Here is a 12,021-nt window from a genome sequence, read left to right on the forward strand (position 1 = left end):
GCTGCCGCGGTGTCGGCTTCGGTGGCGGCTCCGTAGCCACCGCCGACGAGTTCCGGTGCGACCTCGGCCGCCTCGGAGGCTTCGTGTTCGGCCAGCCAACGCTCCGCGTCGATGGCCGCCGAGCAACCCGAACCGGCAGCCGTGACAGCCTGCCGGTACGTCTTGTCCACCAGGTCACCCGCGGCGAACACACCCGGGATGTTGGTGGCGGTGGAGGGATGCCGCACCTGCACGTAGCCCTCCTCGTCCACCTCGACCTGGTCGGTGACGAGCTTGCTCCGCGGATCGTGCCCGATCGCGACGAACATGCCCGTCACCGGCAGCTGCGACTCCTGCCCGGTCACGGTGTCACGCACGGTCAGCCCGGAGACGGTCCCGTCCCCGTTGACCTCGGTGACCACGGTGTTCGTGCGCCAGTGGATCTTGTCGTTGGCCCGTGCGCGTTCCAGCATGATCTTGGAGGCGCGGAAGTCCTCGCGACGGTGCAGGATGGTCACCGAGTTCGCGAACCGGGTGAGGAAGGTGGCCTCCTCCATGGCGGAGTCACCACCGCCGACCACGGCGATGTCCTGGTCGCGGAAGAAGAACCCGTCGCAGGTGGCGCACGCCGACACACCACGCCCCAACAACCGGTCCTCACCGGGTACGCCGACGTAGCGCGCCGCCGCCCCCATCGCCAGGATCACGGCCCTGGCCCGGTACTCCACACCGCCGGAGGTGACGGTCTTGATCTCCCCGCCGAGATCGATCTCCTCGACGTCGGCGGTCTTGAGCTCCGCCCCGAAACGCTCCGCCTGCGAGCGGAACTGCTCCATGAGTTCGGGGCCCATGATCCCGTCGCGGAATCCGGGATAGTTCTCCACATCGGTCGTGGTCATGAGTTCACCGCCGTACTGGGTGCCCTCGAAGACCAACGGTCGCAGCTCCGCCCTCGCCGCATACACCGCAGCCGTGTACCCGGCAGGACCCGAGCCCACGACGATCAAATTCCGCACGTCGCCAGTCACCGCGCCCCTTCCCTCGTCACGTCGTTCGCGCGTGGTCGGTGTCCGCGCGCATCATCGTCAACGTGATACTAGGTGTCGGTTGTTCCCGCACCGGCCGGGTGAGTGCCCCCGCCCACATGCTGGACCGGTGGGTCCGAGGCCGGGGTGAACCCGGCTGTCACCGCCCGGGCGGCTCGTCGACCTCGCCGTACGGAACGGAAAGGTAGAGCACCCCGGCGGACGAGCCGGTTCGGTTCTCCCGGTCAGCCACCGATCACGGTGTCCGAGAGGGTCGCGGGCTCGCCCGCCCCGCACTCGGGGCCGACCGTCAATAACCGGAACCGGCCGACCTCGCCGGTGGACAGCACCATCAGCTGGGCCGGTTCACCGTTGAAGGTGATCCGCCGCGCTCCCATGGGGTCGCTGTCGGAGATCCCGTTGGCCTGTAAACACCGCAACAGTCGGCCGGGGTCGTCCAGCCCGCCCGCGTACTCCTCCTCGGAGGAGAGCACCGCCTGCAACTGTTCGCCGGTGAGCGTCGCCTGCTCCCCGGTCAGCGCCAACGGCGGATCCGAGGTGTCGGTGGCGACCGGGGGCTCCGAACCGGTGTCCCCGGCCCGGTCGCCGCCGGGTTCACCGCCCGGAACCGTGACCAGCACCACGGCCAACACCGCCGCGGCCGCGGCCACCAGACCCGAGCCCCACGCGAGCCCCCGGCGGCGTCGGTTGCCGCCCCGGCCGGAAGCACGTCCGATGTCGATCACTTCGGCCCGTTCCGGCACCGGCGCCCCGGGGGAGTCCGCCCGCTCGTCCCCGTGGACCTCGGCTCCGACGGTGTGGTCGGGTTGCCCGTCGGCCCCGTCCGTGGCCACCGGAAGCGGTTCGACGGCCAGTGACCGCTCGATGCGGGCCGCCACCTCCTCCGGTATCTCGACGGCGACCTCTTCCGCCAGTTGGGTCCGCGTGGTCTCCAGCGCGGTCAGGACCGCCGCGGCGGCCGGATCAGCGCTCGTCACGGGCCGGAGTCGCGCCGCGGTCTCCTCGTCGAGCGCTCCCGCGTGCAGTTCGGCCAGCATCTCGGGGGACCACTCCGGAACCCCGTGCTCACCGGCACGCCGATCCTCGCCACTCATCGTCCCTCCCGTCGACGCGTGGCCATGCCTTCGTCTGAGACGTGCGCGTCCGCACTCGGGTTCCGTAGATGCCCGAGAAGTTGCGCCAACTTGATCCGGCCTCTGGCACAGCGGCTTTTGACGGTGCCCTCGGCCACGCCGAGCAGTCTCGACGCTTCCGAAACCGGATATCCCTCGACGTCCACGAGCACGATAGCGGCTCGTTGATCTTCCGGCAGCTCGCCGAGCGCGTCCGATACGACCATCCGGGTGTCGTGCTCGGCTATTCTGTCGTGCGGGTGTGCGGGCTCGCCCGGGCCGTCCTCCGGTAGTGGGACGGTGGCTCGGGTCTGACGTCTGCGAATTCGATCCAGGCAGGCGTTCACCACGATCCGGTGCAGCCAGGTGGTGACCCTGGACTCGGAGCGGAACGAACCCGCGTTGCGAAACGCGGAGATCATCGCGTCCTGCAGCGCGTCGGCGGCTTCCTCCGGATCGCGCATCGTCCGCAGGGCCACCGACCACAGTCGATCACGGTGCCGCCGGAAGAGCTCGGAGAACGCCTGCCGGTCCCCGGATAGGTGAGCCGCTATGAGATCGGCATCCGAACTGGCGGTTTCTGACACGCCACGAACCCTACTGATTATGCGCTGTTACACATCCACCAGATTGGTCAGAGGGGGGCGCAGGCCCACCGGAGTGGACGTTCTGGTGTCCTGTCCCGACGGTGCCGGGGTGCGAGAACTACTCCGGAACCGGCGTTCCCAGCGGCTCGGTGCCTCCCCTCCCCGCCGGGAGCTCGCCGCCGGGAGGGGCGCGGCCCGTCCGCCGGCACGTCGCGTCGTCTCGTAGCGTCGTGCCGGATCACCGAGTCACGTCTGCCCGTTGACGCCGCGCAGCTCGATCTCCTCGATCTCGGAGCTGTAGCGGTCGCCCTGGGAGAGTCCGGTGATCCAGACGAGCACGTGCGAAGTGGATTCGTCGGTTTTCACCGGGATGGTGGTGGTTCCGTCGCTGAGTTCGCCCTTGCCGATCACCTTCGCGCTGGACAGCTCCGGAGAGTCGTCGGAGGCCGCCCGGATCTCCAGCTCGGTCCCCGAACTGGGGGAAGTGACGTCCACTTCGGTGAGTTTCGAGGGGTTCTCCAGGGTGAGCAGGACGCCGATCCCGCTCTTGAAACCGGTTCCGAGCTGGTCGTTGTAGCCGTCGGTCTGCCAGCTGGTGCCCTTGTCGCCGTCGTGCACCAGGCCGACCTCGTCCTGGTTGTCCCGGTCCTGCTCGGTGACGAACACGTCCGAGCCGGTCACCGCGACCGGTTTCGGCTGGGGCCGGGAGCTCTCCTCCGAGCTGGACGAGGATGGTTGCTGCGAGTCGCTGTTCGTCTCCCCACCGACGATCCGGTTGGGGCCCGCCGTATCCGTGGGGCCCACGAACATGCCGATCAGCATGGCGGCCAGCCAGCTGACCACGAAGAGCGTCACCACGGCCACGGCTCCGACCCCGTAGATCAGTTTGCGCCGTTTGCGTGGATCCGGTTTGGGGTCCTCGCGTTGCCAGACGTCGTCACCACGAGCTTCCACCCCCGCGGGGGCCGAGTGCATCACGGCTTCGCCCGCGTCCTGCTGTGCGTACTGCTCCAGCACCCGCAGCACCGCCGCGCCGGTTCGCACCCCGCCGGTGGTGCCGTTCGACTCCGGACTGCCCAGTGCGCGTACCGCCACCGTGGACAGTTCCAGCGGGATGGCCGGGCGCAGCGTGCGAGGCGGGACGACTGTCCCGTCGGGGCCCGCCGGTGCGGAGGAGACGCCCTCCGGACTGCCGGACAGCGCCCAGCGGCCGGTCAGCAGCAGATAGAGCACGGCGCCCAGGCCGCGCACGTCCTCCCCGGAACCCGCGTCCGGCATCGGCCCCGGGAACGCCATCCGGATCTCGCCGTCGCCGGTGACCCGCACCCGCTGCGGGTGGTCGATGCCCAGCACAAGTCCCGCGTGGTGCGCCGCCTCCACGGCGGCGGCCAGGGGTTGCAGCAGCCTGGCGGCGGTTCCCGGGGCCAGCGGTCCGTCCGAGATCAACTCGGTCAGGTCGCTGCCGTGGGTCCACTCCGCGATCACGATGCCCAGCACGCCGTCCGGATCACCGGGAGCGCTGCTGACCACGTCGAGCACCCTGGCGACTCCGACGTGATTGAAAGTGCTGGCGTGCATCGCGCGTTCCAGCGTGCGGCGCGCGTCCGAGGTCTGCGTGGTGTCGGTGCTGTCCCCCACGATGATCGTCAGGGAGACGTCGCGTCCGAGGACGCCGTCCTTGGCCCGCCAGAGCTGAGCGTTGCAACGACTGTCCGAACCGACCTTGGCGAGCAGCCGATATCGTCCGTGGTCGAGTACCGCTCCCGGCGCGAGTCGCTGCTCGGATGCGTGTGCCGTACTCGTAGTGTCCTCCCGACGCACGGTTCGTTCGTTGTGGATCGTGTCCTCGTGCTGTCCGGCACCCGGCTGCTCGGTCGGTTTTCCGCTCACCTGCCGTCTCCCGATTCTTCCCGTCGGCAAAGGGTCGCCGAACGCGAACCCCGCTCGTGCAAGGGCGGCCGTAGCCCACCATGATCCCGTCCGCCCCGCCGTAGAGACTCCCCGTTCGAGAGTACGTGACACCGTCCTCAGCGGCGACGCAGCAGACCCGTAATTCGGTTGAACGCGGGTTGGAGTTCCCGAACCCGCAGCAGCCACATCACGCCGAAGATGGCGGCCAGCCCGATAGTGCCGCCGAACACCACCTGCAGCCAACCGATCAAGGCACCGGCCTCGCCGGGAACGAGCGTGTCGATACCGGTGCTGACCAGCCATGCCAGTGCCCCGCCTGCCACGGAAGCCGCCAGCGTTCTGCCCAAAGTGCTCAGAAAACGGCGGGTGCCCAGTGGGCCCAGTCGGTGCCGCAGCCAGAGCTCGCCGACGAGCGAACCGATGACGAAGGTGAACGAGTTCGTGAACGTTATCCCCAGGACAGCGCTCTCCTCGGGCAGGAGAGCGGCCACCCCGATCGCGAGTAACACCTTCACAACGGTCATCACGACCATGATCAGCGTGGGGGTCCGCGCGTCCTTCAGGGCGTAGAAGGCGCGCATCTGCATCATGGTGATCGCGAAGGGCAGCACCCCGAACGAGGAGACGACCAACGCGAGTCCGAGCTGCTCGACCGAGCCGATGCCGTCCCTGACGGAGAACAGCGCCATGGCGATCGGCACGCCGAGCGCGGTCATCACCGCGCTGATCGGCAGCAGCGAGACGGTGGACAGCCGGTTGCCCAGCGAGAGGTCGCCGATCATCCGTTCGTTGTCCCCGTCCGCGGCGGCCGCGCTCATGCGCGGCAGGATCGCCGTCATCACCGAGAACCCGATCACGCCGTAGGGCAGCTGCAGCAGCATCCACGCGTAGTTGTAGATGGACCACGCACCGGGGTCGGCGGCGGTGGCCACGCGGGAGAGCGCCAACAGTCCGACCTGGCTGACCCCGACGTAGCCCAGCATCCACAGCGTCATCCCGCCGAATTCGGACAGCCGGGAGTCCCAGCCCATTCTGGGGAGGAAACTCAGCCCGGTCCGGCGCAAGGCCGGAAGCTGTACGCAGGCCTGCGCCAGCACACCGCAGCTGACACCGATCCCCAGGGTCAGCAGGTGCGCGTCGGTCATCCGCACCGGATTCACGCTCAGTTCGCCGGGCAGCAGGGTGTAGACGCCGAGCGTGGCGAGGATGACCACGTTGTTCATCACCGGTGCCCAGGCGGGCGGGCCGAAGATCTGCTTGGACTGCAACAGCGCGCCGAACAGCGCGCTGGCGCCGTAGCACAGGATCTGGGGCAGCAGCAGGTAGGCGAAAGCCGTGGCCAGTTCCGGGTTGGCCTTCTCGGAGTCGCCCATGTAGAGCCAGACCAGTCCCGGTGCGGCGAGCAGGGACAGCAGGGTGCCCAGCAGCAGCACCAGTCCCGAGGCGGCCAGCAGCTTGCGCACGTACTCCTGCCCGCCGTCGGCGTCGGACTTCTGCGCCCGCACCAGCACCGGCACGATCACGCTGGTGAGCACACCGCCGATGAGCAGTTCGAAAATGCTGGTCGGCAGCGTGTTGGCGACGGTGAACGAGTCGTTGGCCACGCTGAAGCCGATGGTGTAAGCCAGCACCAGTTTCCAGCCGAAGCCGGTGATCCGGCTGATCAGCGTGGCGATCGCCATCGAGCCGCTGGCTTTGAGCAGTGATTTCTTGCCGCCGCTGTGCCGGGGTTCGGAAGTCTCCTCCCCCTGGGCGCCGGCGGTTTCTCGGTCGGTGGTCAAGCGCTCGGCCCTGTCGTCGACGCTGGGGAAGACCTCGGTGTGCTGTTCGGCCCGGACGTTGCCGGGGCCGTGGCCGACGGTCGGGATCGGCTGGGTCAGCTCCGCGGCGTTGCCGGAGGTGTCCGTCTCCGGTGCCGCGGTGGGGGCCGCCGGAAAACCGGTCACCCGTGGGAGCGGTTCTGTCGGGTGAGCGTCCTCCCCACCGGGGCTTCCTCGTGAACCGAGGGATCCGGTGCGGTTGTCTCCGTTCACCAACTCATTCCTTCGATCGGCATGCTCACCCGTACGTGTGCAACCCGGCCAGGTTAGCTGAGGCCGCATCACCCGATGGCTCGCCGTTACGGGTGGGCGGGCCGCCACGCTCCGGCGAGATGATCCTCGTGCGCTCGCCGACCAGCGAGCGACGCCTCCGACGACCGGGGGTTTCCCGACGACCGGGGGTTTCCCGACCACTGGGGTGTTCCCGGAGCGGGGAGCACCCCGGGGCCGCCGTGTTCCGGTGCGCCCGGAAGCCGATCGCGAGTCCGTGCACAGGGGATCGGGTCGCAGGAGCTCAGGTCACAGGGGCTCGGGACAAAGGGTCTCAGCTCTGCTGTGGATCATTTTCGGTGGCCGGGCGTTCGGACGCGTCGTCCGTTCCGGTGGCGTCCCCCGAACCGAGCGGTGTTTCGCTCGTTTTGTCCGAATTCTCCGCTTCAGGCGGTTTCGGCGGAGTGTCGGATGGCTCACTCCCGTTCGGACCCGACTGGGGCCCAGCCGTCCCGGCGGTACCGTTCGTCCCGTCGGCATCGTCCGGCGCGGTGGTGCCGTTGCGGCCCCTGATCCGGCGGACGATACGTCTGCCGGAAAGCAGCACGAGCAGTGCCGCACCGCTGATCGTGATGATCAGCGAAACCGCGCCGTAGGCGTTCGATTTCACCCGGATGCGCTGGGTCCTGCCCAGCTTCGTGCCTCCCTCGGTGCGCATCGTCACATCCACGGTGAACTTGCCCGCCCGCTCGGCGTGCAGCTTCGGCAGGAACTGGCGCTTGCCGTTGGCGGGGACCTTCAGCCTGCCGAGGTCGTCCACGCTCACCCCGCGTGGGCTGTCCACGTGCAGCTCGAACCATATGGTCACCGGCAGGTTGTTGACCACCGTCACGGGCAGTTTGCCGTTGCTCGAGGTCAGCGAGATCGGCTTAGGATTCCCCAGCCGAACACTGCCGAGGACGCCCCGCAGGGTTTGTTCCGCCGTGTCCACCCATCGCCGGGCCGTCCCACTCTCGCCCCGCCAGGCGCTGGAGGCCCCGCGCAGCAGCCCGTTGCGCAGTGGCGTGGTCACGCTGGCCGGGTCGACGTTCTTGGCGGGTTCACGCGCGGCGGCCCGGTAGAGCTGGCCGACCTTGCGGTTCTGCGTCGCGAGCTCGTCGAGCACCCGCTGCGGGATCTCGTCGGCGGCGCTGCTCGTCGGATAGGTGATCGCCACCTGCTGGGGACCGCTCCCGGCGGACTGCTCCCGCGTTCCGGCGGCTCCCTGCTTCGTCGAGCTGCCGCCGGACTCGGGCAGGGCCGTCGGCCGCACGAAACCGGCGTCCCGCAGTGTTCGCAGCCCCGACAGGAAGTCGCGCAGTTCTCCCTCGTCCGGATTCCAGCGGCGGGGTGGAGCGATGAGCGTGGTACCGGGCACCGTCGCGCTCCGGGAGCGGAACGTCAGGCTCGCCAGGCCGTCCAGCAGCGCGGGGGTGGCGTCACCCAGCGGGGAGAGCCGGGTCGAGTTGGCGGCGCTCTGCCCGCGCATCGGGTTGAGCGCGTCGGCCACCAGGGGGTCGATCAGTCGAGCGTTCGGCGTGTAATCGGAGTTCGCGGTGCTCAGCCGCACCGGCCGCAGCGACCCGTCGGTGCTCGCGAGTGAGTCGGGGTGCAGCAGCATCGTGCTCACCGCGGTGCCGGCGAGCTGCGAGGCGGCCGGTTCGTCCAGCGCCCCGTCCACCGGCCAGAGGACTTTCTCGCGGACCTCGACGCCCAGCGTCTCGCTCACCGCGTCCGCGCCGTCCAGCGAGTCCTCGATCAGTTCGGGCAGTTCCGCACGCCCCAGCGCCACCACGTCCGTGTCGCTGTAGGGCACCGAGATCACGCAACGTCCCTCGGTCACCGCCCGCAGGTCGTCCAGCCAGGCCTTGGCGGCCTCGGAACCGGTTCCCCGCACCGTCTCGCCGTTGTCCCGGCGCACCCGGTAGCCCTCGGCCATGGCCTTCGCCGTGACGATCAGGTCCGGGTCTATCGCGAAGCACAGTCCCTTGCCCAGCGGTGCGTCCGGGGGGACTTCTTCGGACACCGCCCGGACCATGCCGTGCAACCTGCCGCCCGGCGCCAGTGATCGGGCGAGTCGGTCGTCGGTGAGGATGGTCGGCCGTCCGGGCAGCCGCTGCTGGATCATCCTCGGGTAGTCGATCAGCGGTATCAGCGTGGTCACCGGCGTGCTCTCGGAGGGGGACGCCGGGGAGCCGCCCGGAGGTGAGAGCACGGGCAGCATGAACCGGGTGGAGCCCACGCGGGCCCGCCGCTGGGAGGTGAGCTCACCGTTGACGTTGAGCAGCAGCGGATAGATCCCCGGGGAGCCGATGCGCAGTGCGCGGGAGTCCGTGCCGCTCAGCGTCACCCGAAGTTCGAAGTCAGTCCGGGCGCCCGCGGGCAGTTCGGCGGCGACCGGTTCGAACCTGGTCCGCACCACGGCGGTGGACGCCCGGTCCCGCAGCGCAGTGAGCACGCTGGCGCGGGTGGCGCGCGCCTCGCCGCGCTGTAGTCGCATCTCCAGGTCGCGCAGGGTGCTGTCGCTGGTGTTGTGGATGGTTCCGTTGATGGTCAGCGTGTTCGACGAATCGTTCCGAACCAGCTGCGGCGTGACCGTGGAGACGGCGATGTCGATCCGCTCGGTGGGCTGCGCCTCGGCCACCGGGGCGGCCACGGGGGCCAACGCCGCGAGCAGGGCGCTCACCACGAGCAGCAGGCCCACCCGTAACCGGATCCGTGCGCCGCGTCGCTTTCGTACGTGACCGGGGCCGCGGGTCATCCGTGCTCCGTTCCGGTACCGAACTCCGCGCTGCCCGTGCCGGGCCCGAACAGCGCGATCGCGTGCTGGACGAGCCTGCGCTCGTCGGCGTAGGCCAGAGCCCTGTCCAGCTCACCAAGCGGCATCCACGCCACCTCGGTGACCTCCACGTCCTCGTCGGAAAGATCGCCGCCCATGGCCACCAGCAGGAAATGGTGCACGGTCTTGTGCACTCGCCGGTTGTCCGCGACGAACCAGTAGTCGATCGTCCCGATCGGGCGGATTACCCGTCCGATGATGCCCGTCTCCTCGGATACTTCTCGTGCGGCGGTCTCCTCCGGTGTTTCACCGGTCTCGATATGACCCTTGGGCAGGGACCACAGCAACCGGCCTCGCCGGTCGGAACGTCCGATGACGGCGGCGTTCTCCCATCCCCCGTCGACGACCAGCCCACCGGCGGAGGTCTCGTCCACGGTCCGCAGCCCGCGCCGCCGCCGCGGCCCCCGACGTTTGGATCGGGAGCCGCCGGAGCGACCGGGCAGAGGGGGCATGTAGCCGATGGTAATGCGATCGGGCGGATAACCGTTGTTCTCGACAACCGCCGTGGCGCGTTCCGTCCGTCGCGGGCCCTGCTCCCCTCGGTCTGCTCCCCTCGATCATCCGGGATCACCCGTTCGGGCTACGAACGATGCGATCATAGTAATGATCACGAGCCCGGCCGCACTCCGGTTCGACGGTGGATGTTCCACGAGTTCCCGCCCGGGACGCCGCACCGGCTCGGCCGGCTCCGCACGCGCTCCGGCCCCGGCAGGGAGGAGGTGCGGTGACCGCCGTGGTGGGCTCGTTCGGGGCCGATACCCTGACGCCGTGTCCCCTTCCGTTTTCGACGCCGCAGGTTCCCACGACTCCGCCGCGCGGACCGACGACCCCGAAGTGACCGCCGTGCGGACGGCGCAGCACAACGTGGTGCGGGAGCTGTCGCGACTGGTGCCGACCGCGCGGGAACTGGCCGAACGGTTCGCGGCCGAGGGGTTGTCCCTCTACATCGTGGGCGGCAGCGTGCGCGACGTGCTGCTGGGCCGGTTCGGCGGGGACCTCGACTTCACCACCGACGCGCGACCGGAACGGGTGCGCGAGCTGTTGGACGGCTGGGCCGAGACGATCTGGGACACCGGGATCGAGTTCGGCACCCTGGGGGCCTACCGGCACGGCGTCACCGTGGAGATCACGACGTTCCGGGCCGACACCTACGACCGCACCAGCCGCAACCCCGAGGTCGTCTTCGGCGACTCCATAACCGGCGACCTGTTGCGCCGGGACTTCACGGTCAACGCGATGGCGGTCGAACCGATCTCCGGGGAGTTCGTCGATCCGCACGGCGGCATGCGCGACGCGGTCCAGCAGCGGCTGGACACCCCCGCGCCGCCGGAGGAGTCCTTCGCCGACGACCCGCTGCGGATGTTGCGCGCCGCCCGGTTCACGGCGCAGTTGGGCTTCGAGCCCGCCGAGCGGGTGCTCGACGCGATGCGCCGGATGGCCGCCGAGATCGAGCGCATCACGCCGGAACGGATCCAGACGGAGCTTTCCAAGCTGCTCTGCGGTGGCTACCCCCGCCGCGGGATCGAACTGCTGGTCGACACCGGCCTGGCCGAGTACGTGCTGCCCGAGCTGCCCGCGATGCGGCTGGAGATCGACGAGCACCACCAGCACAAGGACGTTTATTACCACTCACTGGTAGTACTGGAGCAGGCCATCGACCTGGAGCGTGCCGAGGACCCCGATGGTGAGCCTGATCTGGTGCTGCGGCTGGCCGCGTTGCTGCACGACATCGGCAAACCCGCCACCCGCCGTTTCGAACCGGGCGGCGGGGTGAGTTTTCACCACCACGAGGTCGTCGGTGCCAAGATGGCTCGCAAGCGGCTTCGCGCGCTGCGGTACTCCAAGGAGGTCGTCTCCGACGTCTCCGATCTCGTGTACCTGCACCTTCGGTTCCACGGCTACGGTGAGGGCAACTGGACCGATTCGGCGGTGCGGCGCTACGTCAACGACGCGGGGCATCTGCTGCGGCGGTTGCACAAGCTGGTCCGCGCCGACTGCACCACCCGCAACAAGCGCAAGGCGCGGGCGCTGCAGCGCTCCTACGACGACCTGGAGGCCCGCATCCAGCGCATCGCCGAGGAGGAGGATCTGGCGCGGGTCCGCCCGGATCTGGACGGCAACGAGATCATCCGGTTGCTGGGGATCAGTCCGGGTCCTCTCGTCGGTCAGGCGTGGCGCCATCTGAAGGAGGTCCGGCTGGACCAGGGCCCGCTGGAGCGGGATGACGCGATCGCCGAACTGCGCCGCTGGGCCCGTGAGCAGGGGATCGAGCCGCCGGAGCAGTAGTCGGGGGCAGTAGTCGGCATTATTAGTGAGCATCACTGCTCGGTAGTAGTGCTCACTGTTACCGGCTCCTGCGCACTGCTCCCGGCGCTGTGCCCTCGATAGCTGTCGCCGCCCCCGCTGCCGCCTGCCGTCGATTTCGCGCGAAATCGAGGCCGGGTCGCGTCCCCCGCCGCTGCCCTCCCGCGCTGCCGG

Annotated in this window: 8 protein-coding genes; 1 reads left to right on the plus strand and 7 read right to left on the minus strand. The window is 69.4% G+C overall.

Annotation, left to right across the window (positions count from 1 at the left end; all coding sequences use genetic code 11):
- From trxB to BLR41_RS21425, 7 genes are all read right to left on the minus strand, one after another.
- Window positions 1–1,007: thioredoxin-disulfide reductase (gene trxB, locus BLR41_RS21395; protein WP_143013133.1), on the minus strand; the 1,007-nt coding region annotated here is incomplete at its 3' end.
- Window positions 1,008–1,249: 242 nt separating this feature from the next.
- A complete protein-coding gene (locus tag BLR41_RS21400; protein WP_092632325.1) occupies window positions 1,250–2,119 on the minus strand; it encodes a hypothetical protein in 870 nt (289 codons plus the stop codon).
- The gene (sigM, locus tag BLR41_RS21405) at window positions 2,116–2,724 is read right to left on the minus strand and encodes an RNA polymerase sigma factor SigM (RefSeq protein ID WP_092632328.1); all 609 of its coding nucleotides are present in this window, start codon (window positions 2,722–2,724) and stop codon (window positions 2,116–2,118) included. Before sigM ends, BLR41_RS21400 begins: the two co-directional genes overlap by 4 nt.
- Before the next feature lie 246 nt (window positions 2,725–2,970).
- Window positions 2,971–4,614: a protein kinase family protein gene (locus BLR41_RS21410; protein ID WP_092632331.1), complete on the minus strand. Its 1,644-nt coding sequence runs from the start codon at window positions 4,612–4,614 to the stop codon at window positions 2,971–2,973.
- Between the two features lie 137 nt (window positions 4,615–4,751).
- Window positions 4,752–6,671 (minus strand): murein biosynthesis integral membrane protein MurJ, encoded by a 1,920-nt coding sequence (gene murJ, locus BLR41_RS21415; RefSeq protein WP_218120306.1) that lies wholly within the window; start codon window positions 6,669–6,671, stop codon window positions 4,752–4,754.
- Window positions 6,672–6,999: 328 nt separating this feature from the next.
- A complete protein-coding gene (locus BLR41_RS21420) occupies window positions 7,000–9,465 on the minus strand; it encodes a DUF6049 family protein (protein WP_143013154.1) in 2,466 nt (821 codons plus the stop codon).
- Entirely contained in the window at window positions 9,462–9,995 is a 534-nt protein-coding gene (locus tag BLR41_RS21425) for an NUDIX hydrolase (protein WP_092632341.1), read from the minus strand. The genes BLR41_RS21420 and BLR41_RS21425 overlap by 4 nt, the downstream gene beginning before the upstream one ends.
- Window positions 9,996–10,377: 382 nt before the next feature.
- Here BLR41_RS21425 and BLR41_RS21430 point away from each other — a divergent pair, with 382 nt between their 5' ends.
- A complete protein-coding gene (locus BLR41_RS21430; protein ID WP_092632510.1) occupies window positions 10,378–11,829 on the plus strand; it encodes a CCA tRNA nucleotidyltransferase in 1,452 nt (483 codons plus the stop codon).
- The last annotated feature ends 192 nt before the right edge of the window (window positions 11,830–12,021 follow it).

This window comes from Actinopolyspora mzabensis (assembly GCF_900101095.1).
Lineage (GTDB): Bacteria > Actinomycetota > Actinomycetes > Mycobacteriales > Pseudonocardiaceae > Actinopolyspora > Actinopolyspora mzabensis.

Coding starts and splice junctions, on each gene's coding strand:
- BLR41_RS21420 (WP_143013154.1), bottom strand. CDS start 9,465: ATGACCCGCGGCCCCGGTCACGTACGAAAGCGACGCGGCGCACGGATC.
- BLR41_RS21400 (WP_092632325.1), bottom strand. CDS start 2,119: ATGAGTGGCGAGGATCGGCGTGCCGGTGAGCACGGGGTTCCGGAGTGG.
- BLR41_RS21425 (WP_092632341.1), bottom strand. CDS start 9,995: ATGCCCCCTCTGCCCGGTCGCTCCGGCGGCTCCCGATCCAAACGTCGG.